This is a genomic window from Azoarcus sp. DD4 (assembly GCF_006496635.1).
Taxonomy (GTDB): domain Bacteria; phylum Pseudomonadota; class Gammaproteobacteria; order Burkholderiales; family Rhodocyclaceae; genus Azoarcus.
This window is the reverse complement of record NZ_CP022958.1, coordinates 3,051,521-3,075,224: the sequence shown is the minus strand read 5'-3', so window position 1 is coordinate 3,075,224 and position 23,704 is coordinate 3,051,521. Positions and strand designations below refer to the sequence as shown.

Genomic DNA, 23,704 nt, shown 5'->3' with positions numbered 1-23,704 from the left:
GTCAGCGCAGGTTGGCCGAGTTGAACAGCACCACCTGGTCGGCGACGAAATTGACGTTGATGTAGCGCTTGTCGTCGCCCCAGGTGCAGGCCTTGACCGCGAGGACGTCGTTGCAGCGCGCAGGCTCGCCGAGAATGGCCTTCACTTCGGTGTAACGCATGCCCATCCTGATCTTGTCGTAGTTTTCCGGGGTCAGCTTGCTGCACGCTGCGAGGGCGGCAACAAGTGCGAAGGCAATGGCGAGGCGGGCGCGCATGGCGTGTCCTTGTGTGGTTGGTATGGCGCGGATTCAGCGCGCTGCGGTAAGCAATTGTCGCGCGAGGCGGTTGTGGGCTTCAACCAGGCGGCCGGTATCCACCGGTAACAGCACGCCGTCGCGCACCACCGGCCGGCCGTCGATGATGCTGTGCTTGACGCCGGTCGGCGCGGCGAACAGGAGCGCCGCGAGCGGATCGTGCAGCGCCCCGGCATGAGCGACGCCCGAGACGTCGAAGATCGCCAGGTCGGCACACTTGCCGGGCGCCAGGCTGCCGATGTCCTTGCGGCCGAGCGCCGCCGCACCGCCACGGGTGGCGATGTCCAGCGCCTCGCGCGCGCCCAGCGCGGCAGGGTCGCCGCTGCCGTCGCCGGTGTCGCGCACGCGGGCGAGCAGCATTGCCATGCGGGCTTCGAGCAGCAGGTGGCCGGCATCGTTGGAGGCCGATCCGTCCACGCCCAGGCCGACCGGCACGCCGGCATCGCGCATGCGGCGCACCGGTGCGATGCCGGAGCCCAGCCGCATGTTGGACGAGGGGCAGTGCGCAACCCCGGTACGGGTGCGGGCGAACAGATCGATGCCGTGGTCGTCGAGGCAGACGCAGTGGGCGTGCCACACGCCTTCGCCGGTCCAGCCGAGTTCTTCGGCGTACTGTGCCGGCGTGCGACCGAAGCGTTCGCGGCTGTAGGCGACGTCGCCGACGGTCTCGGCGAGATGGGTGTGCAGGCCGACGCCGTAGTGGCGTGCCATTGCGGCCGATTCGCGCATCAGGTCCTGCGACACCGAGAAGGGCGAACAGGGTGCGAGCGCGATGCGCAGCATGGCGCCGTCGGCCGGGTCGTGCCAGCGTTCGATCAGGCGCTGCGAGTCGGCGAGGATGGCAGCCTCGTCCTCGACCAGGCGATCGGGCGGCAGGCCGCCCTGCGATTCGCCCACGCTCATCGAGCCGCGGCAGGCATGGAAGCGCATGCCGATCTCCGCGGCGGCCTCGATCGCGTCTTCGAGCCGGCAGCCGTTGGGGTAGAGATACAGATGGTCGGATGCGGTGGTGCAGCCGGACAGGATGAGTTCGGCCATCGCGGTCTGGGTGGAGACCCGGATCATCTCCGGCGTGATTCCGGCCCAGATGGGGTAGAGGCGCCGGAGCCAGGCGAACAGCTCGCAGTCCTGCGCGCCGGGCACCGCGCGCGTCAGTGTCTGGTACATGTGGTGATGGGTGTTCACCAGGCCGGGAATGACGACACAGCCGCTGGCGTCGATCACCTCGTCCGCGTTGTCGGGCAGTTCGCCAGTGGGACCGACGGCGACGATGCGGCGGTCGCGGATCATTACCGCGCCGTCGGCGATTTCGCGCCTGTGCTCGTCCTGGGTGGCGACGAGCAGGGCATTGCGGACGAGCAGGGTGCGTGTCATCGGACGAAGCTCCAGTGCGGCGGTGGCAAAAGCAGACTCAATAGCCTTTTGCGCCTGCCACGGCAAGATCGCAAGGCGAATTGCCGAAATCACCAATTCGCAGCCTGCGACCTGCAGGCTAGTATCCCCTGTGCCGCAACATGCCGGCGTATGCGGTTGGCAATGCCGGCCGGCCTGTACGATGATAGGACAGTGATCAAGGACTCCCTCAAACTCACCCATCTCGCCTCGCTGCTTGTCATCGTGGCAACGGCGGCGGTGACGCAATGGCTGGCCTTCGGCGAGCAGGCTTCTTCCCCGCTCCGGCGTGTGCAGGAGGGGGACGTGGTGCGCGCCGGCTATGCGCTCGAACCGCCCTTCGCCCTGCTCGATGCCGAGGGCAAGGTCAGCGGCGAGGCGCCGGAGGTCTTCCGCCGGGTGCTCGCCAGGCTGGGCCCGGGGCGCATCGAATGGGTGCACGCCGAGTTCGGCAGCCTGCAGCACGAGTTGGCGGCGGGCCGCATCGACGTCATCGTGTCCGGACTCTTCATCACGCCGGAGCGTGCCCGCCACATGCTGTTCTCGCGCCCGACCGCGCGGGTGTGCCCGGCATTCGCGGTAGTGGCCGGCAATCCGCTCGCCCTGCATGGCCACGCCGACCTGCTGCGCCATCCGGCGGCACGGCTGGGGGTGATAGCCGGTGCCGTCGAACACGACGAGGCACGCCTGGCCGGCGTACCGCTGGAGCGTCTGGTCGCCTTTCCCGATCCCTGGAGTGCGCTTGCTGCGCTCCGCAGCGGCCGGATCGACGCCTTCGCGCTGTCGTCGGTGTCGCTGCGCCATGCACTGGCGAATACCGGGGGGCTGGAGGTGATTTCGCCCCTGGTCGCCGAGCCCGCGCCGCTGCCCGGCAGGCCGGCTTTCGCCTTTCGTCCGCAGGACGGCGACCTGCGCGACGCGGTGGATGAGGCGCTGGGCAACTGGCTGGGTTCGCGCGAGCATATGGAGTTGATTGCCCGCTTCGGCTTTACCGCGGCAGAGCTGCCGGGTGGAGCACAGGGGGATGCGCGGTGTTTCCGGTGAGACACGATGTCGGGCGGGTGATGCAGTACAGCGGCTCGCTGGTGCTGCTCGCGATTACCGCACTGGCTGTGGTGGCCTTGGTGCTCACCGGCTGGTCTTCGGCGCGCTGGGATAACGCCTTGCGCGACAGCGTGGTGCCGCTGGACCGGCTGGCGCAGTCGCGCGTTCATTCCCTGCAGGCCGAACTCTTCACCGAAAGGCTGCTGCAGGGCGATCCGGGCAGTTCTGCAGCGTTGGTGCTTGCCAATCTGGAACACGCGCTGCAGGCCGCACGTGCCATTGTCAGTGCAGGCAGCCGCTTGGGCGATCTTGCGCTGGATCGTCCGCCCTCGGCGGCGCTGCAGGCGGCGGTCGACGACTATGTCCGTGTGCTCGAAGAAATGGCCGGGCGGGTACGGGCGCGGGTCGCGCATCCGCAGGATGGTTCCGGGCTGGAGCTGCGCATCCTGCACGCGACGCTGAGCGAGGCCGGCCTCAAGGTCGAAAACGTGCTGCTGGCCGACATGAACGCCCGCTACCGGTTCCAGCGCGAACTCGACCGCCTCGTCGGCCTGCTGCTGGCGCTGATGATGCTGGCCGTGGTGGCCTTGCGCTGGCGCGCGACCGCGCATCAACGCGATGCTGTGCTCAAGGTGGTCGACAGCGAGGCGCGTCTGCGTGCCTTCGTCTTCGCCATGCCGGACGTCGCCTTCATGCTGGACAGCGACGGTCGTTATCTTGAAGTGTTCGGTGCCAGGCGGGCGCTGGCCGGAGGTGGACGGGAACGCCTGATCGGTGCCTCGGTGTTCGACTACTTCGCGCCGGACGTCGCCGAGGGCTTCGTGCGGGTGATAGGCGAGGCGCTCGCCGAGCGTCGCGTGGTGCGTTACGAATACAGCCTGGACCTGGCAGGCGGCCGGCGCTGGTTCGAGGCCAGGGTGTCGCCGGTGGACGCGCTGCCCCAGGTGGTGTGGGTGAGCCGCGACGTGACCGAGCGGCGCCGCGCCGACGAGCGCATAAGGCTCCACTCGGTGGCGCTGGAGGGCACCCGCGATGGTGTGATCGTGACCGACCTCAGGGGTAGCATCCAGTCGGTGAACCGCGCCTTCAGCACGATCACCGGTTACACCGAGGAAGAGGCGATCGGCAACACGCCGCGCATGCTGAGGTCCGGCCGGCACGATGCGGCCTTCTACCGGGCGATGTGGTCGGCACTGATCAATGCCGGCCACTGGCAGGGCGAGATCTGGAACCGCTGCCGCAACGGCGAGGTGGCGCCGCACTGGATGTCGATCAGCGCGGTGGGCGGTCGAGATGGCGACGGCGCATCCCACTACGTGGGCGTATTCACCGACATCAGCCAGCTGCGGCAATTCGAGGAGCGGGTCAGCCATCTGGCCCACTACGACCTCCTGACCGACCTGCCTAACCGCATGCTGATGAGCGACAGGCTAGAACACGCGATCGAGACCGCGCGGCGCGAGGAGGGGCAGGTGGCGGTGATGCTGTTCGACCTCGACCGCTTCAAGAACATCAACGATGCGCTCGGCCACGAACTCGGCGACGAGTTGCTGGCGGCGGTCGCCGAGCGCTTGCGGGCGCGCCTGCGGCGCGACGACACCCTGGGCCGTCACGGTGGCGACGAGTTCCTGCTGGTGCTCGAGAACCTGCGTGATCCCGCCGATGCAGGCAGCCTGGCGCGCGATCTGCTGGCCGCGCTCGATCAGCCCTTCGTGCTGCGCAGCGGCAAGGAGATCTATACCAAGGCCAGCATAGGCATCAGCCTCTTCCCCGGCGACGGCGCCACCGCTGCCGAACTCATCCAGGACGCCGATGCGGCGATGTACGAGGCCAAGCGGCTGGGGCGCAATACCTTCCGTTACTACCAGGAAGAGCTCACCCGCGTGGCCAACACCCGGCTTGCGCTCGAATCCAGGTTGCGCCGTGCGCTCGACGAATCCTTGTTCGAGATGCATTACCAGCCGCTGGTCCGGCTGGATTCCGGCCGCATCCTCGGCGCCGAGGCGCTGGTGCGTCTGCGCCGCGACGGCGGGCCGCCGATCGGGCCGGCCGAGTTCATCCCGGTGCTGGAAGAAAGCGGGATGATCGTCGAGCTGGGCCGCTGGGTGCAGCGCGAGGTCTGCCGGCAGGGTCGCGCCTGGCTGGAGGAAGGGCTCGAATTCGAGCTGCTGGCGGTGAATCTTTCGTCGGAGGAGATCCGGCGGGGCGGTGTCGCGGAGCAGCTGCGCCTCGTCCTGGCCGAGACCGGGTTTCCGCCGGAGAAGCTCGAACTGGAGATCACCGAGAGCGGCCTGATGCAGCGCGGCGAGGAGGCGCTCGCCTTCCTGCACGAGCTGAAAAGCCTGGGCCTGCGGCTGGCGATCGACGACTTCGGCACCGGCTATTCGTCGCTGTCCTACCTCAAGCGTTTCCCGGTGAACAAGCTCAAGATCGACCGCAGCTTCATCACCGACATCCCGCACGACCAGAACGACGTCCAGCTCACTGCCACCATCATCGAGCTGGCGCGCGGTCTCGGCCTGAGGGTCCTGGCCGAAGGCGTGGAGACCGAGGCGCAACGCGATTTCCTTGCCGAGCGCGGCTGCGACGTCTACCAAGGCTATCTGTGCAGTCCGCCGGTGCCGGCCGAGCTGTTCCGCGAGCGCTTCCTGGTCGCGCGGGGCTGATCGGGCGTCGATGCGCATGTTGCCCCTGATTCCGCGGTTGCGATGCCTGTTGCTGGCAGCAGCGCCGCTGCTCGGCACGACTGCCGTGTCGGCCGGCGAGACGGCGGCGGAGCGGCGTGTCACCACGATAGCTGTCGATGTGGGCCATACGCTGGCGGAGCCGGGCGCGACCAGCGCGCGCGGGCGCAGCGAGTTCAGTTTCAATCTGGCGCTGGCACGCGAGGTTACGGCCGCGCTCGAGGCGCAGGGATTCGCCGTCCGGCTGATCAATGCCGATGGCCTGATCGGCAGCTTGCGGGCGCGCCCGGCGCAGGCCGAGGGAGCGGATTTCCTGCTTTCCATCCACCACGATTCGGTGGGCCAACACGAGCTGCACGCCTGGGAATGGGCCGGCCGGCGCGAGGCCTACAACGACGACCATGCCGGCCATTCGCTGTTCGTGTCGCGCGGCAATCCGGCCACCGCGCGCAGCATCCTGTGTGCGCGTGTCATCGGCGCCCGCCTGCAGCGGCTCGGCTACCTGCCCACCCACAAGAACGGCAACCGGCGCGAATACGCTGACGAGACCCATGCCGTGCATTACTACGACACGCTTGCCGTGCTGCGCCATGCGCGCATGCCGGCGGTGCTGTTCGAGGCCGGGGTGATCCGTAACCGGCAGGAGGAGCTGCTGCTGTCCGACAGCGCCTACCAGGCGCGCATGGCCGACGGCATCGCCACCGCCCTGCGCGCCTGCCTCGACCACGGCCAGCCAGCCGACGATGAAACGGCGGCCGATGCACACTGAGCGCCGCGGCGGTTTGCGACGGCAGTGTTGTATTTGCGGTATTCCCCTTATCCGATACGGGTTTTCCTATTCGCATACCCCCTTAACATTGCGCTATGCATCGCCTAGATTCATACAAAAAACGCATACGTAACAGGGAGAGGAAAAATGCGGACCAACCTGCCGGTAAACAATGTGGAGACGCCGGTACCCGACGGCGAATTCATCTATTCGCGGACGGATCCGAGCGGACGCATACTCGAGGCCAACGATCTGTTCGTCGCGCTGTCGGGCTTCAGCCGCGAAGAGCTGATCGGCCAGCCACATAACCTCGTGCGCCATCCGGACATGCCGCGCGAGGCTTTCGAAGACCTGTGGCGCTGCTTCAAGGCCGGCAGGCCCTGGAACGGTTACGTCAAGAACCGGCGCAAGGACGGCGGCTACTACTGGGTGCACGCCTTCGCCTCGCCGGTACGCGAGAACGGTGCGGTGGTCGGTTACGAATCGGTGCGCCGGCGAGCCGATCCGGGGGTGGTCAAGGCGGTAGACGTCCTGTATCGACGTTTCCGCGAGGGGCGGGCACGCGGCCTCGTCATCCGCGACGGTCGGGTTCAGCGCGTGGGGCCGCTCGGCTGGCTGGGCGGGCTGCAGCTGGGCGCGCGTTTCGGCCTCGGCATGGCAGCGATCCTGCTCGCGGTGCTGGCGGTCGGTGTCGTCGGCTTCAGCGGGCTGAAGGCTGCCAGCGCCTCGCTGCAGACGGTGCACGCCGACAACATGATTCCGGTCGGCTTGCTGTCCGACCTGCGTTCGCAGAACAACCGGGCACGGCTCAATCTCGCGCTCGGGGCGGCCGCGGGTGCGCCGGTGCAATGGCACGCCGATCAGATCGGCGAATCGGTGCAGCGTGCCCGCGCGCAGTGGCAGCGCTACCAGCAGACCAGCCATGGCACGGCGGAACTGGGCGTGATCGACGTCCTGCGGCCGAACATCGAAAAGGTGTTCGCCGCCATCGAAGACGGACGGCAGCGCCTGCTGACGGGCGATAGCGCGGGCGCCCTGCGGCTGGCCGGGCAGGAAGCCGTGCCGGAGTATCTCAAGGTGGTGGAGGAAGTCGAGCAACTGCTGGCGATGCAGGACGACACCGCGGCCAGCGCGGTGGCTGCGGCGGGCGAACGCTACCGGCAGGCGCTGGCGATCTTCGGCGGCCTGCTGGCGCTTGCGCTCGCGGTAACGGCCTATCTGTACTTCGGTGCGGTCCGCAGTCTGGTGCGGGACATCCGCCGCCTCGAGCAGGCCATCGTCACCATCCAGCGCGACGGCGATCTGCGCCACATCGTCGCCATCGAGCGGCGCGACGAGATCGGCCGGCTGGCGAGCGCCTTCAACGCCATGATGGCCAACACCCAGGCCATCATGATCCAGGTGCGCGATTCGGCCGCGCACCTGAACATCCAGTCGGCGGTGCTGGCCGATACCAGCCAGCAGGTCGCGGCAGGGGCGGCGGCGTCGAGCGAGGCGGCATCGTCGACCGCGGCGGCCGTCGAGGAAGTGACGGTGGCGATCGGCGAGGTGGCCGAACATGCGAACGCCGCGGCGAGCGCGGCCGACGAATCCAGCGCCTGTTCGGCACGCGGCATGGAGACCGCCGGCAGGGCGGCCCAGGAGATCGGCAAGCTGGCCGGCATGGTGGCGGCCACCACCGAGACCATCGAAAAGCTGGCGAGCTCGTCGGCCGACATCGGCCGCATCGCCACGGTGATCAAGGAGATTGCCGACCAGACCAACCTGCTGGCGCTCAACGCGGCGATCGAGGCAGCGCGCGCGGGCGAACAGGGCAGGGGATTCGCGGTGGTCGCCGACGAAGTGCGCAAGCTCGCCGAGCGCACCACCCATGCGACCTCGGACATCTCCAGCATTCTCGACGCCTTGCGCGTGGAAACCGCCAATGCGGTGGCCAGCGTGCGTCGCGGCGACGATCAGGTGAAGGTCGGCGTGGAGCTGGCACACTCCGCCCAGGCGGCGCTGGCCGCCATCCAGGGCGCGACCGAGCGCAGCCTGCAACTGGTGGCGGACATCGCGTCGGCGACGGGCGAGCAGTCGGCGTCGGCCAACGCGATCTCGCGCAATGTCGAGAAGATCGCCGAAATGGCGGAGGAGGGCGCGGCGGCGGTGAACAGCGTGGCGGGCGCCTCGAAGACGCTTGCCGGGGTGTCGCACAACCTCGATCGCGCGATCGCGCGCTTCAAGGTCTGAACCGCCGCGGCGGCTACTGCCGTCGCGTGCTGTGGAAGTAGCTCATCCGCCGACGCGGCGCCAGGTAGTCGAGCACCGGGCGTTCGAGGTCGCGCGGCTTGAGCACGAGATCGATCTGCACGTCCGGTTCTTCGCTGAGGTCTATCACCAGGGCTTCGGACTTCGGGATCGAGGGGTCGTAGATCATGACCGAGGGGCGTAGCAGATCGGCATGGTCCACCGCCACGACCAGCGCAGTGTTGCCGTTGGACAGCTGGACCAGCGAGCCCGGTGGATAGACGCCCAGCAAGCGGATGAAGTGCTGCAGCATGACCTTGTCCCAGGCGCTCGCCTCGTCGCGGAACATGTGGGTCAGGGCTTCGGCAGGTGTCATCGCAGTCTGGGTCAGGAGCGGATTGCACAGGTTGTCGTAGCGGTTGGCGATGGCGACGATCCGGGCCAGCAGCGGGATGTCGGTACCTTTCAGGTTGCGCGGATAGCCTTTGCCGTCCATGGTTTCGTGGTGGGACTCGATGACGTCGCAGGCGGCCGGGGCGATGTTGCCGAGTTCGCGGGCGATTTCCCTGCCGTAGAGGGTATGCAGCCGGAAGAACTCTTCCTCGTGGCGGTTGCGCGCGTCGTTGCGCAGCACCGCGTCGGGGATGCGCGACTTGCCGATGTCGTGGAACAGCGCGCCTTCGCCCAGCAGTCGCAGCACCTCGGGCGGCAGTTTGAGCTCACGGCCGAGCAGCAGGGACAGGATCATCACGTTGAGCACGTGAAAGTAGGCGGTCTCGTCGGAGATCTTCTCGTTCATCAGGTGGATGACGAGTTCGCCGCTGTCGGTAAAGCCGTCGACGATGCTGCCCACCAAGGCACGGGCGGTGGCGACGGATTTCTCGGACGAGCCGAAGAGCGCGTTCATCACGCTGCGGATCTGGCCGGCAGCTTCGGTGTAGCGGCGCTCGCAGCGGTTGATGCGGGCGCGTTGCTCGGCGATCCGTTGTGCCTGCGCCGACTTTTCGTTCGCGTCGTGTGCGGTGTCGGCCGCCTGAGCCGTGCCGGAGGCGTCGGTTGCCGTCTCCGGCATCGCCGCAGGGGGCTGTTCGACGGGTGCTTGGGGGGCCGCTAAGGGGGTGGCGATGCTGCGGCCGGGCAGGTAGGCGATGCGCGCGAGCCCGAGCGCCTGGATCTGCCGGACCTGCGCTTCGCTCGAGATCCGGAACTGGTTGAACAGGAAGGGGTGGGACACCCAGCCGAGGTTCAGGCGCACGAAGAGGCCGGGACGAAGGCATGCGGGGTCGATGTAGACCTCTTCCTCGCGGTTCGTGGAGATTGGATTCTGCATGGGCGCCGATTCCTGCCTCGCGGTAGGTTGGAGGAGCGGGTTGGGGGAGCCTGTGCAAGGCTGGATTTTGCCGGGCGCCGCCGATATGCTCCAGGCAAAACGAACAGCAAAGGCCCGTCATGCTCGAACGCGCGTTACGCCACTCGCCGTCAGCCATGGCGTCACGCCGTTTCACGCGGAGTCTACGCCATCTCGCGGACGTTCTCGATCTCCCATTCGTGGTATTCCGCAGCGATGGCCGGGCGGTTTACTGGAACCGTGCCGCGGAAGTCCTGTTCGGTTATTACCGCCAACCGGGCCTCGGACCGACGCAGGATGCGGACTTCGATCCGGACGACGTTTTCGGCGTGCTGGGGGCTGCGGAAGGGCCGTTCTCGCTGCTCATTCCCTCGCAGGACGGCGAACGCTATTACGAAGCCGCGGTGCTGGCGCTCGAACCCACGGATATCGCCGCCATCGCCAGGGTCGTCACCCTGCACGACCAGACCAACCTGGTCCGCAGCGACCGTGCGCTGCGCGAGACCGCCGACCGTCTGCGTGCGGTCGGGCTGGCTGCGCTCGACGCGATCTTCATCGTCGCCCCCGGCGGCCTGATCCAGTTCTCCAATCGGGCGGCGGAAACCATCTTCGGCTGGTCGGCAGTGGACATGACCGACCGCCGGCTCGACGAACTGCTGGCGCCCGATCCGGCGGACCCCACGTGGGCTGGCTTCCGCAGCGACTGGGTGAGCGAGGCCAGCGCGGCGCTGTTCAGCGAGATCCACCTGTTGCCGGCACGGCGCCGCGACGGCTCGCGGCTGGAGATCGAACTGTCGCTGTCGTCCTTCCGCGCCCGCGAAGGCATGGCGGCGCTCGCCATCGTGCGCGACGTCACCGAGCGCGTGGCCCACGAGCACACCCTGCGCGAAGCCGAGGCCCGCTGGCAGTTTGCGCTGGAGGGCGGCGGCGACGGCGTGTGGGACTGGAACGTGCGTACCGGCGCCACTTATTTCGGGCCGCGCTACAAGGCGATGCTGGGCTATGGCGAGGACGAGTTCGACAATTCCTTCGACGGCTTCATCGGCCATGTCCATCCGGACGACCACCCTCGCATCCGTACGCGGCTGGCCGAGTACTTCGATGGCGAGGCGCCCAACTACAGCTGTGACTTCCGCATGCGCACGCGCGACGGCAGCTACCGCTGGATCCATGCCCGCGGCCTCATTACCGAGCGCGACGCGGAAGGGCGGCCGCAGCGCCTGGTCGGCACCCATCGCGATGTCACCGAGGCCCGCCAGGCGGGCGACGCGCTGCAACGCCAGCTGGCCGAGACCTTGCGGCTCAACATGCGGCTGGAGGAGGCGCAGGTGCAGCTGGTGCAGTCGGAAAAGCTGGCCGCCATCGGCCAGCTCGCGGCCGGCGTGGCCCACGAGATGAATACGCCGCTCGGTTTCGTCAGCTCCAATTTCGGGTCGCTCGAGCGCTATGTGAGACAGCTGCTCGACGTGCTCGAGGCCTACCGTGCGGCCGACATAGACGCCTCTGCCGGCGGGCCGCAGATCGAGGCGGCGCGCGCCGCCTACCGTGCCGCCGACATCGCCTACCTGCGCGAAGACCTGCCGGCGCTGTTCGCCGAGACCCGCGACGGCCTCGAGCGGGTGCAGCGCATCGTGCGCAATCTCAAGGACTTCTCGCGCGTGGGCGACCAGGAATGGCAGTTCGCCGATCTGCACCAGGGACTGGAATCCACCCTCAACATCCTGCGCAACGAGATCAAGCACAAGGCCGAGGTGGTGCGCGAGTACGGTGAATTGCCCGAAGTGTGGTGTGTGCCCTCGTTGCTCAACCAGGTTTTCCTTAATCTGCTGGCTAACGCGGCGCAGGCGATCGTGGAGACCGGCACCATCACCATCCGCACCCGCAGCGCGGACGGGCGGGTGTCGATCGCGATCAGCGATAGCGGTTGTGGCATTCCGCGACAGAACCTAGGCAAGATCTTCGCGCCCTTCTTCACCACCAAGCCCAGTGGCAAGGGTACCGGGCTGGGCCTGTCGCTGGTGCATGACATCGTCGCCAAGCATGGCGGGCAGGTGACGGTGGAAAGCGAGCCGGGCATCGGCAGTACCTTCACCCTGCATTTGCCGGTGTCGTCGCTCATCGGCGGGCAGGCCGGACAAAGCGAGGCAGCATGAGCCAGACCACTCCAAGCTCCGTTCCATCGCCCGCAGCGGTTGCGGCGCCACAGCCGGCTGCAACCCTGCTGCTGGTCGATGACGAGGCTAACATCCTGTCCAGCCTGCGGCGCCTGTTCCGGCCCGAAGGCTACCGCGTGCTCACCGCCGAGAGTGGCGACGAGGCGCTGGAGCTGATCGCTGCCGAGCCGGTGGACATGGTGGTGTCCGACATGCGGATGCCGGGCATGAACGGTGCGCAACTGCTGGCCCGCATCCGCGAAGCCTATCCGGACACCGTCCGCATCCTGTTGACCGGCTATGCCGACATCGGGTCGACCATAGACGCGATCAACAAGGGCGAGATCTACCGCTACGTGGCCAAGCCGTGGGACGACAACGACCTGCGGTTGCTGGTGCGCGAGGCGCTTGAAGGGCGCCGCTTGCGCCACGAGAACCAGCGGCTGAGCGACATGCTGGCGGCACAGAACGAGCAGCTGCGCCAGTTCAATACCGAGCTGGAAGCCAAGGTGAAGGCCCGTACCCTGGCCCTGAGCGAGGCGCTTGCCAATACCGACAAGGCGAACAAGGAACTCAAGCAGGCCTACACGACGACCGTGCGTGTGTTCTGCGAGCTGGTCGAATCGCGTGGCGGCCTGATGACGGGCCACGGGCGGCGGGTGGCGGACCTGGCCCGGTCGCTGGGCCGCTTGCTGGGTGTCGGCGACGCGGACCAGCAGACGCTGGTGCTGGCGGGCCTGCTGCACGACCTCGGCAAGATCGGCCTGCCCGACGAGCTTCTGGACAAGCCATTCACCCAGTTGCGGCCGGAGGAGCGCGGTGCGCTGATGACCCACCCCGTCCGGGCGGAATCCCTGCTGATGGGCGTGCGGCCACTGGCCGAAGCGGCGAAGATCATCCGCAGCCATCACGAGCACTATGACGGCACCGGCTACCCCGATGGGCTTGCCGGGCTGGCAATCCCGAGACTCGCGCGCATCCTGGCGGTGGCCAACGCCTTCGATTCGCTCCAGCTCGGCACCATGGTCGGGCGCACGCTCAGCCCCAGGGACGCGCTGGCCTACATCGAGAGCAATCGCGGCAAGCGCTACGACCCGGAGGTGGTCGATGCGATGATCGCCATCGGCGCCCACGACAGCGCCGAGGTGCCCAGCCCAGATCAAAGGCTGCGGGTCGGCCAGCTCACGGTGGGCATGACGCTCGCGCGCGACCTTGTCCATGCCGAGGGTTATCTGCTGCTGAGCCGCGGCTTCGTGGTCGATCAGCAGATCATCGAGCAGCTCGCGCGGCTGGAACGCAACGAAGGCCGGCCGCTGCATGTGTATGTGCTGAAGAACGGAGGTGCCGCGTGAGCGAGGGGCATCCCGCCGCTTTCGAATGGGCAGGCTATTTCGCCACCGGTTTCGACGAGGTCGACGCCCAGCACCACAAGCTCGTCGACCTGGTGAACGCGCTGGGAGAGCGCTTGACCAGCGGCCGCCCGCTGAGCGTGGCCGAGCGCGACCATGTGCTCGCCGGCCTGCGCCATTACGCCGCACTCCACTTCCACACCGAAGAGGAAATGATGGCGGAGCAGGGCGTCGATCCGCGTCACCTGGACAGCCACACCCGCGCTCACGCCGAATTCGTCGCCCAGGTCGAAGCGATGCTGGCGATGGCGGGCGACACGCCGGATGCAGTCCTGCCCGAGCTGTTGCGCTTCACCTCGAGCTGGCTGGCCTTCCACATCCTCGGTGCCGACCAGGCCATGGCACGGCAGCTGCGCGCCCTGGACGCAGGCCTCACGGCGGCGCAGGCCTACGAGCGGGACGAGCATCCGGCCGATCCGGGCAACGGCGCCCTCATCCGCGCGGTCCACACGCTCTATCGCATGGTGGCCCAGCGCAATGCCGAACTCGTCATGGCCAAGCTCGAGCTGGAGCAAAGGGTGCAGGCGCGGACGGCCGAACTGGAGGACACCCTTCGCAGCCTGGAGCAGGCGCGCGGCGAGATCGTGCAGGTGGAGAAGATGGCCGCGCTCGGCCAGTTCGCCGCCGGCATGGCGCATGAACTCAACACGCCGCTCGCCTACGTCAAGGGCAACCTGAACGCCCTGGGCGGCTACAGCACGGCGCTGTCGCATCTGCTGCAGCGCGCGGACGCCATCGTCAGGGACGGGCCCGGTGCAGAGGCCTGGCGGCTGGCCTGCGTGGAGGCGGACCGCGCCTTCATCGAGGCCGATCTGACAACGCTGGTGGGCGAATCGCTTGGCGGTCTGGAGCGCATCGAACGCATCGTCGAAACACTGCGCCGGGCGGCCGGCGGCGTGGCCGAGCCGCGCGTCCGCAGCGATCTGCATACCCTGCTGGAGGATGCTGTCGCCAGACGCATGGAAAGCCGGCCACCCGGCGTCGAACTGCGCTGCGACGGCGCTGCGGGCCTGTACGCCGAGGTAGCGGTCCAGGCACTGACCGAGGCGCTGGACGAGATCCTGGACAACGCGATCCAGGCGGTCGCGGCAGGCGGCGAGGTGGTCTGTGGCGGCGGTCGTGACGAGACGACCGTGTGGGTCGAGATCCGGGATAGCGGCGCAGGCATGCTACCGGCCATTGCGGCACGGGTGTTCGAGCCTTTCTTCACCACCCGCGAGGTCGGGAGCGGGACCGGGCTGGGACTTTACTTCGCCTACGAGACCGCGCGCCTGCACGGCGGGCGGCTGACGCTGGATTCCCGCCCGGTGATCGGCACCTGCGTGCGGCTCAGCCTGCCGGCCGCCTGAGCGTGGAGCTTCAGCTGCGCTGCTGATCGTCGATGATCAGCATTTCCGCCTGCGCGGCCGTGACCGGGCGCGAGTACAGGTAACCCTGGCCGTATTCGACGCCGAGCTCGCGCAGCAGGGCCTCCTGTTCCGGCAGCTCGATGCCTTCGCACACCACCTGGCGGCCAAGCTTGTGTGCGAGGTTGACGATGGTTTCCACGAAGCTGCGGTCGTCGGCGCGCTCGTGCATGTGCATCACGAAAGAGCGATCCACCTTCAGCGCGTCGATCGGCAAGCGGTGCAGGTAGGAGAGCGAGGAATAACCGGTGCCGAAGTCGTCCAGCATCAGCGACAGGCGGGTGCGCTTGAGCGCTTCGAGCAGTTCGATGGCGCGCTGGGCGTCCTCCATCATCACGCTCTCGGTGATCTCGAGCTTGAGATGGCGCGCGGACAGGCCGGTCTCGCGCAGCGTGCGGCGGATTTCCGGCAGCAGTTGCGGGTGCAGGAGCTGGCGGGCGGAGAGATTGACGCTGACGGTGAGCGCCGGCCGCCGCGGAAAGGCCAGCTGCCAGCGCTTCATCTGGGCGCAGGCTTCCTGCAGCATCCAGCGGCCGATGTGGATGATGAGGCCGTTGTCTTCCGCAAGGGGAATGAACTCGGCCGGCGAGATCAGGCCGCGTTCGGGGTGGTTCCAGCGCACCAGCGCCTCGAAGCCGACCAGGCGCTTGTCCTTGAGGCGGACGATGGGCTGGTAGTAGGCCTCGAACTGCTGCTTTTCGAGTGCACGGCGCAGGTCGAGTTCGAGGTCGAGCCGGCGCAAGGCCTCTTCGTGCATGCCACGGTCGAACAGCACGTAACCGCCGCCACCCTGCGCCTTGGCGCTGCCCATCGCCATGTCGGCGTCGCGCAGCATCACGTCGGCCTCGTCGTACTGCTCGCCGCCGAGGGTGATGCCGGACGATATGCTGGCGAAGACCTCGTGTTCATGCAGCTGGAAGGGCAGCACGAAGTTCTCCTGCACGCGCTTGACGACGCGCACCGGCGAACTGGCGTCACGGATGTCTTCGAGCAGGATGCCGAATTCGTCGCCGCCCAGGCGCGCAACCATGTCGGTCGGGCGGGTCGAGCGGCGCAGCAGGTTGGCGACCTCGATCAGCAGCAGATCGCCGATACGATTGCCCAGGCTGTGATTGATGACGCTGAACCGGTCAATGCCGCAGTGGATCACCGCGAAGTGCAGATCCTTGCGTCGATGCGCGCGCAGCATGGTGTGGTTGACGCGGTCGAGGAAGAGGCCACGGTTGGGCAGACCGGTGAGACCGTCGACATAGACCTCGGGCAGGCGGGCTTCCTGCTCGGAGAGATTGACCGCGGTTTCGTGCGCGGAGGCGTAGAACAGGCCCTGGTCGGGGTCGTGGCTGACGCTCCAGGTCAGGCCGACGTAGCGGCCGTCGGCCTTGCGGCAGCGGCAGGAGAAGCGGACGGTGCTCAGGCCCTCGCCGATGTGGCCGAGGCGCTGCACCACGTCGGCGCGGTCAAGTTCGTGTACCAACTCGGTGAAGCGGCGCCAGCGCAGGTCGCCCTGCGTGCCCAGCACTTCGCGCCAGGACTCGCTCATCATCTGGATGATCCAATCGTCGTCCAGCACCATCAGCAGGGCCCCCGGGAGTCGGAAGAATGCACTTTCCGACGGCAGCGCCTGCGGTGGTTTGCGATAGACCTGGATCATGGATGGCGAGCCTCGAATGCCTGTGTGCGTTTCGCGCCGGCGCGTCGGGAAGGAAGCACCGGGGCGGGCAGGATGTTAGCGTGCGCCGTGCTCGCCGCCCACCATGCACTGCAGCATGTGCTGGGCTTCGTGACGAAGCGCACGCGGAATCAACGCGGCGGGCGGCGCAGGAAACGGTCGAGCTGGTTGGCGAAGGCCTGGCGGTCGGCCTGGCTGAAGGCGGGTGGGCCGCCGGTGTCGACGCCGGTGCCGCGCAGGGTGTCCATGAAGTTGCGCATGTCGAGCAGTTCGCGGGTGTTTTCCTTGCCGTAGCGTTCGCCGCGCGGGCTGAGCGCATGGGCGCCCTTGGCGACGACCTCGGCTGCGAGCGGAATGTCGGCGGTGATCACCAGGTCGCCCGCCTGTACGCGTTCGGCGATGTACTTGTCGGCCTCGTCGAAGCCGCCCGGCACCTGCACCATGCGGATCAGCGGGGAAGGCGGCGTGCGCAAGGTCTGGTTGGCGACCAGGATGAGCGGTAGCCTTGCCCGCTCGGCCGCGCGGAAGAGGATGTCCTTGACGACCGCCGGGCAGGCGTCGGCGTCGATCCAGATCTGCATCGTGTTCATCGCTTCAGACCCGTACCCAAGCGGCTTCGCCGAGCACATGGGTCGCGGCCACCGCGCGATCGTCGCCCAGCATCATCAGTATGAAGAGGCGCTCCGCCAGGCCGTCGGCGTTGGCCATCCGGCGCGCCAGCAGCGGCGTGGCCGCAGGGTCGAGGACGACGAAATCCGCTTCCTTGCCCGTCTCGAAATTGCCGATGCGCTCGTCCAGGTAAAGGCTGCGGGCGCCGCCCAGGGTGGCGAGGTAGAAAGCACGCGCAGCCGACAGGCTCTGGCCGTTGAGCTGCAGGATCTTGTAGGCCTCGTTCAGCGTCTGCAACATCGAGAAGCTGGTGCCGCCGCCGATATCGGTGCCGATGCCGACGCGCACGCCCAGCGCGTGGGCGCGGTCGAGGTCGAACAGGCCGGAGCCGAGGAAGAGGTTGGACGTGGGGCAGAAGCTCATCGCCGCGCCGGTGGCGGCCATGCGTTGGCGGTCGGTATCGTCCAGCCAGATGCAATGGGCGTAGACGCTGCGCGGGCCGAGCTGGCCGAAGCGTTCGTACACGTCGAGGTAGCTGCGCGCCTCGGGATAGAGCTCGGCCACCCAGGCGACCTCGCCGCGGTTCTCGGCAACGTGGGATTGCAGGTAGAGGCCCGGGTGTTCGGCGTAGAGGCGGCCGGCCAGGGTCATCTGTTCGTCCGTCGAGGTCGGGGCGAAGCGCGGTGTCACCGCGTAGAGCAGGCGGTCCAGGCCGTGCCATTTTGCGATCAGTGCCTGCGATTCGGCGTAACCGGTGGTGGCGGTGTCGCGCAGGTAGTCCGGGCAATGGCGGTCCATCAGCACCTTGCCGGCGATCATGCGCATGCGGCGCCGGTGGGCGGCGGAGAACAGGGCATCGACCGACGCGGGGTGCACCGTGGCGAAGGCCAGCGCGGTGGTGGTGCCGTTCTTCAGCAGCTCGTCGCAGAAGAACTCGGCGACAGCCTCGGCATGGGCAGGGTCGGCAAAGCGGGCTTCGGTCGGAAAGGTGTACTTTTCCAGCCAGGCAAGCAGCTGCTCGCCGTAGCTGGCGACGATATCGGTCTGGGCGTAATGGATGTGGGTGTCGATGAAACCAGGCAGGATGAGCTTGCCACGGTAGTCCGTCACCGGCGTGCCGGCCGGGATGCTGGTGAGCAATGCGTCGGTGGGGCCGCAGCGGGCGACGTGGCCGTTCTCGATCAGCAACGCGCCGTCGGCGAAGTGGGCGAGTGCGGCGTCACCGTGGTCGGCGGGGTCGGCTACAAAGTGCAGAATTTCGCCGCGAACGAGGTGCAGGGAAGGGTTCATGTTGTGCTGCCGCAAAGTCGTCGACCGGCACTATACCGCAGCGCCCCGGGCGGCCGGATTCAGCATCCTGCGTGGGTTGCGTCGCGGAGTTCGATGCGACGGCTGGCGAGCGCCGCCACGCATACCGGGTCGTGCGAGGCGACGATCATGCTGAGGCCGGTTTCGGCCAGCGCGGCGAGCAGACGTTCGGTGGCGCCGGCGTCCAGGCCGTTGGTGGGTTCGTCGAGCAGGAGCACGCGCGGCCGCATTGCTAGGACGCCGGCGAGGGCGGCAAGGCGTTGTTCCCCGCCGGAGAGTGCCTGCACCGGGCGGTCGGCGAGGCGGGCGATGCCGAGACGGTCGAGCTGGGTTGCGGCGATGGCGGCGGCGTCGCTGGCGCTGGCGCCGAGGTTGAGCGGACCGAAGGCCACGTCCTCGGCCACGGTCGGGCCGAACAGCTGGTCGCCTGCATCCTGGAACAGAAGGCCGAGCGGGCCGCGCAGCGGCGCGAAGTCGCGTTCCCTGCTGCGGGCCTGGCCGAACACGCTCAGGGAGCCGGCTGCGAAGGGCACGAAGCCGAGCAATGCGTGCAGCAGCGTGGTCTTGCCCGCACCGCTCGGTCCGAGGACGAAAAGCCGTTCGCCCTGGGTGAGGTGCAGATCGAGACCGCCCAGCAGTTCGCGACCGCCGCGCACCAGGCGCAGGCCACGCCCGTCTATCAAGGCGTCGTCCGTCATTGCACCAGCCAGAGAAGGCACGCGCAGGCCAGCGCACCGCCCGCCGCACGCACCCAGCGCGGACCTGCCGCTGGTGCCAGCACCTGCGGCGCGAAGGCGCGGGCACGCATGGCGAGTTCGATGCGCTCCGCCCGCAGCATCGCATGCACCAGGATGAGCGCGAGCTGCTGCGCAAGCACAGTGAAGCCGCGGCGGTTGGCGCCGGGGCGGAAGCCGCGTGCGCGCATGGCAAGGTCGATGCGCTGGCGCGTATCGTCGATCACGCCGAGATAACGCACGGTCAGCGCGAGCAGCCGCGCCAGCTTGGGCGGCAGGCCGAGGCCGGCCGCAGCGCGTGCGACCGCGAAGGCGTCCATGCCGGCCAGCAGGCCGATGCAGACGAGTGCAATCGCATTGGTCCGCAGGCTGATCTGGGCTGCGAGTTCCAGGCCGTGTCCGGAAAGCGTGACGCCCGCGGTGGAGAACGACCAGGGCAGTGTCAGCCAGACCATCAGGACGAAGCCATTGACCGTGAGCAGACGGCGCAGCAGCGTCCGCCGCTCGCGCGGCAGGCGGACGAGCGCGGCAAGGAAGCACAGGCCGCCGAGCAGTGTGGCCAGGCGGAGAGCGCCGGCAGCCGTCAGTTGGGAGACGACGAGGCTGGCCGCGATGGCCAGCGCCAGGCGAAGCATGTGGTCGAGGGGCGCCTTCATGCCTGCACCGGGAGGAGGGCGCGCGGCATCATGCGGGCCAGCAGGCTGACTGCCAGCGCGCCTATGGTGGCGTCGACCGCCAGCACAGGCAGGTGGGCGACCGCAAGCAGCACGATGAGGTCGGCGAAGGTCCGTCCGCCGGCGACGGCAAGCAGCAGGCTGGCCAGCAGAATGGCACCGCCGATGCCGACGAGGCCGCAGCCGGCGCCGGCGGCCAGCAGGCGCTGGCGCGACGGCGGCTTGCCCTCGGCGGAGGCCCGGACCATGCACCGCAGCATGTAGTGCGCCGCCACCGCCGGCGCCGCCATGATGAGGAGGTTGGCGCCCAGTACCGCGAATCCGCCGAAGGAAAAGAGAGCCGCCTGCAGCAGCAGCGCGACGAAGAACACCGGGAAGGCCGCCCAGCCGAGCAGCAGGCCGGCGAGACCGTTGAGGATGAGGTGCACGCTGCCTACGCCGACCGGCACGTGGATGGTGCTGGCGACGAAGAAGGCGGCGCCGAGCAGGGCGGCGAGCGGCAACTGGGCTTCGGCCAGCCGGCGCACTCCGGTTGCGACGCCGGCGGCGGCGAGGACGGCGGCGCCGATCAGGACAGGGGCAGAAAGCACGCCTTCGGCCAGATGCATGTCATTTCCTCCGACGCGCGGCGAGCCAGGCGGCAATGCCGGCGATGCCGACGATGTAGCCGATGCCGCCGATGATGTCCTGCAGGCGGATGCGGCTTTCGAGACGGGAGATGTCCTCGCGCAACAGGCGCAGTGTGGCGACGGCCGCATCGGTATCGGCCGTGCCGCCGACGACGAGCGGGACCGCGTGTGCGACGACTTCCGCACGGTGCCCTTCTTCGCCCTCGGCAATCACCCTGAGTGGCCGCGTGGCGGGTGCCGGCAGGCGGAAACGGCCTTCGGCATCGGTGCTGGCTTCGGCCAGCGGCGGGCCGTCTCCTTCAGCAGCACGCACTTCGACGAAGATGCCGACCGCCGGCGTGTTGTCCGAGTAACGTACCTGGCCACTGACATGGGTGCCTTCGCCCTGCGCGGTGAGGACGAGGCCATGCGCGCAAGCGGCTCCCGCCGCCAGCAGCAAGACGGTGGCGGCGATGGGGCGGAGGGCGCGAAGCAGGGGGGGGGGGGTCATCGGGCAGTGAAAACGAGGCTGTACTCGACGCTGATTTCGGTGAGGCGGGGATCGCCCTGCACGTTCTGCCTTTGGCCCGCCCACAGGCGGTTGATGCCCGGGCGCGGGACGATGCTGGCCACCCCTTGCGCATCGGAGACTGCATCCGAACCCTCTTCGCCGAAGGCAAGCTTGATCCCGGCGGCCGGCTTGCCGTCGATCAGCACGCGCAACTGCAGTGGTTGGCCGGCGCGCGGGGCCGAAGCCGACAAGGGCACCAGCTCGAAAGCCTGGCCGGTGGCGTGGGTGACGGCATCGGTCCACTGCACGATGGTCTTGTGGTACTTGACCGCGTGCACCCCGGACACTGCGTCGGGAACCTCCGTCATAGGCCGGTTGACGCTTTTGCCCTTGGCGGTCTTGCTCCAGTAGCCATTGTCGAAGGCCACGGCGAGCAGTGCCGGTCTGGCCGCCGGGCTCAAGCGCACTCCGTCCGCGCCTTCCCTGCGGTGCAGCGCGACCGGCTTGCCGGTGGCGTCCTGGGCGGCGACGGCGCCGAGCTTGGCGGCGTCGTAGCTTTCGGTCTTGCCGGCGTGACCACCGAACATCACCCGGTAATCGCCGGTGTGTGCCCTGTCGGCCTCCAGCCAGACAGTGTGGGCGCCGGCCTGGGCGGTGGCGCCGAGCAGCGTCATGGCAAGAATGGCGCGAAGCTTGAGCGGGTGCATGGGGAGAATTCCTCGGACGGGCGTCATTGTTTCAGAAGCTCAGCTGGGCGCCGACACGCAAGGTGCGCGGTGCGCCGGTGGCATAGCCGACGGTCGATACCGCGGTGGCATACTCGCGGTCGGCGACGTTGTCGATGGCAGCGTAGAGGGTGGAGGCGTGGGCCCCCGGGAAGGTGTAGGCGGCGCGCAGGTCGAAGACGCCGTAGCCGTCGTACTCCTGGGTGTTGTCCTGCGTCACCGCGTAGGAGCCGACCTTGCGCCAGGCGGCGGTAGCACGCCAGCCCGGCAGCGGACGCCAGTTCGCTTCCACCGTGGCGGTGTAGCGCGGCACGGCGGTGACGCGCTTGTCCTCGAGGCTGGCGTCGGGGTTGTCGAGCACCCTGGAATGCGCGCTCGCCCAGGTCAGCGCCAGGTCGAAGCCTTCCGCAGGCGCCCATAGCGCCGAGATTTCCACGCCGGTGCGGCGGGTGCTGCCTGCGTTGATGTACTCGTTGGCGAGGCTGTCGAAGTTGATCTCGTCGGACGAGCGCAGGTGATAGGCGGCGACATCCAGCACGAGTCGTGAAGATAGCTGGATGTTGGCGCCGATCTCGGTCTGGCGGAACACGTTGGGATCGACGTCGCTGGCACCCAGCGAATACTTGGCCATGTCGTTGGCGAGCGCAAAGCCCTCGGCCCAGCTCGCGCGCAGTTCGACGGCATCGGCAAGCTGCGAGCGCACGCCCAGCTTGGGGCTGAAGTGCTCGACCGGGGTCATGCGGTCGCAGTCGGTGGTGCTGGTTTCGGCGCCGCGCACGTCGCAGTCGCCGGTGAAACGGTCCCAGCGCAGGCCTATGGAGGGCTTGAACAGCCGGTGCAGGTCCAGCGTGGCTTCACCGAAGACGGCGAGGTTGTCGAGCTGGAAGCGGCGATCGAATTCCGCGGTGCCCACCTGGCGGCGGAACTGGGTGTTCTCGTGCTTCAGGTAATCGGTGGCCTCGGAAAAGGTCTCGATGCCGCCGATCCAGCTGAGCTGGCCGGTGCCGAGGTGGTGGTGGCCGTTGAGATTGAAGCCGGCGCCGAACACGTTGCGGTCGTAGCTTTCCTCGCGCTGGCGCCAGCTTGTGGCGGCTGCGGCGCCGCGGCTGAACCAGCGGGTGAAGTCCTGCTGGGTGACGTAGGCGAAGCTCAGTAGCTTGAGTTCCGGTGCCAACCGGTAGTTGATGTCGGTACGCAGCGTGTAGAAGCTCTTTTCGGAGCCGTCGTTCTTGGTGCGCGCATCCTTGCCGTAAGGGTCGTTCTTGAACTGGGCACGGGTGAGATAGCCGGGGTTGTCGGCGTCTGCTTCGTGCGCCCGTGCGGAGACGGCGATTTCGAGCGCCGGCGTTGTCTGGATCGCCCAGCGGCCGGCCAGCGTGCTGCGCTCGCCCGCCGACTGGTCGCGGAAGCCGTCGCTGCGGAAATGCTGGGCGGCAAGGTTGAGTTCCTGCTTGCCGCCGGATTCGGCACCGGCCGCGGCTTGCAGGTCGACCGTACCGTAGCTGCCCGTGCTCAGGTCGAGGTCGCGATAGTTACCGCCCTTGCGGGTCTGCAGCGTGACGGTGCCGGCGCGGTTGTAGTTGCCGTAGAGCGCTGAAACCGGGCCGCGCAGCACTGTCATGCGTTCGAGTTCCAGCGGCACGATGACGTTGAGGTCCGCATAGCCATCGGCGTGCGACATCGCCTCGTTGAGCGGGATGCCGTCGACCACGAAGCCGATGTCGCCGCCGTGGCCGCCGTTGCCGAAGCCGCGCAGCGAAACCTGGTCGGCGACGCCGGGCAGACCGTAGCCGGTGAGGTTCATGCCGGGTATGTAGCGGAAGAGTTCCTGCGGGCGCGACACGCGATGGTCGCGGATTTCCTCATGGTCGAGGCGGGTGCCGGAGTAGGCGGCGCCTTCGGCCTGCAGCGCTTCGCCCTTGACTTCGATGCTCTGGAGTTCGAAGGGGTCATCCTGGTGCGCCATGGCGGGAAAGGCACAGGCGGCAAGCACGAGGGCGAGCGGGCGCACACGGAACGGGAGGCGTGCGGCGTTGCTGCTTGTCGCAGTGTTGATGGACATGCTTGGACAGGGCTGAGCGTCGGTAGCGGATCGTTGTGTGAACAATGCTAGCAAAGTTCATACCGATGTTCGATC

19 protein-coding genes are annotated in these 23,704 nt (G+C 68.0%); 7 read left to right on the top strand and 12 right to left on the bottom strand.

Going from position 1 to position 23,704, the window contains the following annotated elements:
• Position 1: 1 nt before the first annotated feature.
• Both CJ010_RS14175 and CJ010_RS14170 read right to left on the bottom strand, forming a co-directional pair.
• The gene (locus tag CJ010_RS14175; protein WP_141018638.1) at positions 2-256 is read right to left on the bottom strand and encodes a hypothetical protein; all 255 of its coding nucleotides are present in this window, start codon (positions 254-256) and stop codon (positions 2-4) included.
• Positions 257-289: 33 nt separating this feature from the next.
• Positions 290-1,669, bottom strand: coding sequence for an 8-oxoguanine deaminase (locus CJ010_RS14170; RefSeq protein ID WP_141018637.1), 1,380 nt, complete (start codon positions 1,667-1,669; stop codon positions 290-292).
• Positions 1,670-1,861: 192 nt separating this feature from the next.
• Here CJ010_RS14170 and ehuB point away from each other — a divergent pair, with 192 nt between their 5' ends.
• The 4 genes from ehuB (at position 1,862) to CJ010_RS14150 (ending at position 8,416) form a co-directional block, all read left to right on the top strand.
• Complete coding sequence (gene ehuB / locus CJ010_RS14165; RefSeq protein ID WP_168224957.1) at positions 1,862-2,731, top strand: ectoine/hydroxyectoine ABC transporter substrate-binding protein EhuB; 870 nt, start codon at positions 1,862-1,864, stop codon at positions 2,729-2,731.
• Positions 2,728-5,397 (top strand): bifunctional diguanylate cyclase/phosphodiesterase, encoded by a 2,670-nt coding sequence (locus tag CJ010_RS14160; RefSeq protein ID WP_141018635.1) that lies wholly within the window; start codon positions 2,728-2,730, stop codon positions 5,395-5,397. Before ehuB ends, CJ010_RS14160 begins: the two co-directional genes overlap by 4 nt.
• Before the next feature lie 10 nt (positions 5,398-5,407).
• Positions 5,408-6,184: an N-acetylmuramoyl-L-alanine amidase gene (locus CJ010_RS14155; RefSeq protein ID WP_141018634.1), complete on the top strand. Its 777-nt coding sequence runs from the start codon at positions 5,408-5,410 to the stop codon at positions 6,182-6,184.
• 147 nt (positions 6,185-6,331) lie between these two features.
• Complete coding sequence (locus tag CJ010_RS14150; RefSeq protein ID WP_141018633.1) at positions 6,332-8,416, top strand: methyl-accepting chemotaxis protein; 2,085 nt, start codon at positions 6,332-6,334, stop codon at positions 8,414-8,416.
• 13 nt (positions 8,417-8,429) lie between these two features.
• Here CJ010_RS14150 and CJ010_RS14145 read toward each other — a convergent pair whose 3' ends face one another.
• Positions 8,430-9,743, bottom strand: coding sequence for an HD-GYP domain-containing protein (locus CJ010_RS14145; protein ID WP_141018632.1), 1,314 nt, complete (start codon positions 9,741-9,743; stop codon positions 8,430-8,432).
• Positions 9,744-9,961: 218 nt separating this feature from the next.
• Between CJ010_RS14145 and CJ010_RS14140 the strand changes: the two genes are divergently transcribed.
• From CJ010_RS14140 to CJ010_RS14130, 3 genes are read left to right on the top strand one after another with little or no spacing between them, the layout of a single operon-like run.
• The gene (locus CJ010_RS14140; RefSeq protein ID WP_168224956.1) at positions 9,962-11,914 is read left to right on the top strand and encodes a PAS domain S-box protein; all 1,953 of its coding nucleotides are present in this window, start codon (positions 9,962-9,964) and stop codon (positions 11,912-11,914) included.
• Entirely contained in the window at positions 11,911-13,266 is a 1,356-nt protein-coding gene (locus CJ010_RS14135; protein WP_141018630.1) for an HD domain-containing phosphohydrolase, read from the top strand. Before CJ010_RS14140 ends, CJ010_RS14135 begins: the two co-directional genes overlap by 4 nt.
• Positions 13,263-14,672, top strand: coding sequence for a hemerythrin domain-containing protein (locus CJ010_RS14130; RefSeq protein WP_141018629.1), 1,410 nt, complete (start codon positions 13,263-13,265; stop codon positions 14,670-14,672). The genes CJ010_RS14135 and CJ010_RS14130 overlap by 4 nt, the downstream gene beginning before the upstream one ends.
• A gap of 10 nt (positions 14,673-14,682) precedes the next feature.
• On the opposite strand, the gene CJ010_RS14125 is transcribed toward CJ010_RS14130, so the two are convergent.
• The 9 genes from CJ010_RS14125 to CJ010_RS14085 all read right to left on the bottom strand — a co-directional run bounded on the left by CJ010_RS14125 (position 14,683) and on the right by CJ010_RS14085 (position 23,629).
• Positions 14,683-16,380, bottom strand: coding sequence for a bifunctional diguanylate cyclase/phosphodiesterase (locus CJ010_RS14125; RefSeq protein WP_141018628.1), 1,698 nt, complete (start codon positions 16,378-16,380; stop codon positions 14,683-14,685).
• A 149-nt stretch (positions 16,381-16,529) separates the two neighbouring features.
• Entirely contained in the window at positions 16,530-16,979 is a 450-nt protein-coding gene (locus CJ010_RS14120) for a YaiI/YqxD family protein (RefSeq protein WP_141020705.1), read from the bottom strand.
• 13 nt (positions 16,980-16,992) lie between these two features.
• Positions 16,993-18,297, bottom strand: coding sequence for a guanine deaminase (gene guaD / locus CJ010_RS14115; RefSeq protein ID WP_141018627.1), 1,305 nt, complete (start codon positions 18,295-18,297; stop codon positions 16,993-16,995).
• Between the two features lie 59 nt (positions 18,298-18,356).
• Positions 18,357-19,013: an energy-coupling factor ABC transporter ATP-binding protein gene (locus CJ010_RS14110; RefSeq protein WP_141018626.1), complete on the bottom strand. Its 657-nt coding sequence runs from the start codon at positions 19,011-19,013 to the stop codon at positions 18,357-18,359.
• Positions 19,010-19,705, bottom strand: coding sequence for an energy-coupling factor transporter transmembrane protein EcfT (locus CJ010_RS14105; protein WP_141018625.1), 696 nt, complete (start codon positions 19,703-19,705; stop codon positions 19,010-19,012). The genes CJ010_RS14110 and CJ010_RS14105 overlap by 4 nt, the downstream gene beginning before the upstream one ends.
• A complete protein-coding gene (gene cbiM, locus CJ010_RS14100) occupies positions 19,702-20,331 on the bottom strand; it encodes a cobalt transporter CbiM (protein ID WP_141018624.1) in 630 nt (209 codons plus the stop codon). The genes CJ010_RS14105 and cbiM overlap by 4 nt, the downstream gene beginning before the upstream one ends.
• A 1-nt stretch (position 20,332) precedes the next feature.
• Positions 20,333-20,842, bottom strand: a complete 510-nt coding sequence (locus tag CJ010_RS14095) for a carboxypeptidase-like regulatory domain-containing protein (protein WP_141018623.1) — start codon at positions 20,840-20,842, stop codon at positions 20,333-20,335.
• Positions 20,839-21,549, bottom strand: coding sequence for a DUF4198 domain-containing protein (locus CJ010_RS14090; RefSeq protein ID WP_141018622.1), 711 nt, complete (start codon positions 21,547-21,549; stop codon positions 20,839-20,841). The genes CJ010_RS14095 and CJ010_RS14090 overlap by 4 nt, the downstream gene beginning before the upstream one ends.
• Positions 21,550-21,580: 31 nt before the next feature.
• Entirely contained in the window at positions 21,581-23,629 is a 2,049-nt protein-coding gene (locus CJ010_RS14085) for a TonB-dependent receptor (protein ID WP_141018621.1), read from the bottom strand.
• Positions 23,630-23,704 lie beyond the last annotated feature (75 nt).

Coding starts and splice junctions, on each gene's coding strand:
- CJ010_RS14110 (WP_141018626.1), bottom strand. CDS start 19,013: ATGACGGACGACGCCTTGATAGACGGGCGTGGCCTGCGCCTGGTGCGC.
- CJ010_RS14155 (WP_141018634.1), top strand. CDS start 5,408: ATGCGCATGTTGCCCCTGATTCCGCGGTTGCGATGCCTGTTGCTGGCA.
- CJ010_RS14120 (WP_141020705.1), bottom strand. CDS start 16,979: ATGCAGATCTGGATCGACGCCGACGCCTGCCCGGCGGTCGTCAAGGAC.
- CJ010_RS14150 (WP_141018633.1), top strand. CDS start 6,332: ATGCGGACCAACCTGCCGGTAAACAATGTGGAGACGCCGGTACCCGAC.
- cbiM (WP_141018624.1), bottom strand. CDS start 20,331: ATGCATCTGGCCGAAGGCGTGCTTTCTGCCCCTGTCCTGATCGGCGCC.
- CJ010_RS14095 (WP_141018623.1), bottom strand. CDS start 20,842: ATGACCCCCCCCCCCCTGCTTCGCGCCCTCCGCCCCATCGCCGCCACC.
- CJ010_RS14170 (WP_141018637.1), bottom strand. CDS start 1,669: ATGACACGCACCCTGCTCGTCCGCAATGCCCTGCTCGTCGCCACCCAG.
- CJ010_RS14090 (WP_141018622.1), bottom strand. CDS start 21,549: ATGCACCCGCTCAAGCTTCGCGCCATTCTTGCCATGACGCTGCTCGGC.
- CJ010_RS14135 (WP_141018630.1), top strand. CDS start 11,911: ATGAGCCAGACCACTCCAAGCTCCGTTCCATCGCCCGCAGCGGTTGCG.
- CJ010_RS14105 (WP_141018625.1), bottom strand. CDS start 19,705: ATGAAGGCGCCCCTCGACCACATGCTTCGCCTGGCGCTGGCCATCGCG.
- CJ010_RS14125 (WP_141018628.1), bottom strand. CDS start 16,380: ATGATCCAGGTCTATCGCAAACCACCGCAGGCGCTGCCGTCGGAAAGT.
- CJ010_RS14145 (WP_141018632.1), bottom strand. CDS start 9,743: ATGCAGAATCCAATCTCCACGAACCGCGAGGAAGAGGTCTACATCGAC.
- guaD (WP_141018627.1), bottom strand. CDS start 18,297: ATGAACCCTTCCCTGCACCTCGTTCGCGGCGAAATTCTGCACTTTGTA.
- CJ010_RS14175 (WP_141018638.1), bottom strand. CDS start 256: ATGCGCGCCCGCCTCGCCATTGCCTTCGCACTTGTTGCCGCCCTCGCA.
- CJ010_RS14085 (WP_141018621.1), bottom strand. CDS start 23,629: ATGTCCATCAACACTGCGACAAGCAGCAACGCCGCACGCCTCCCGTTC.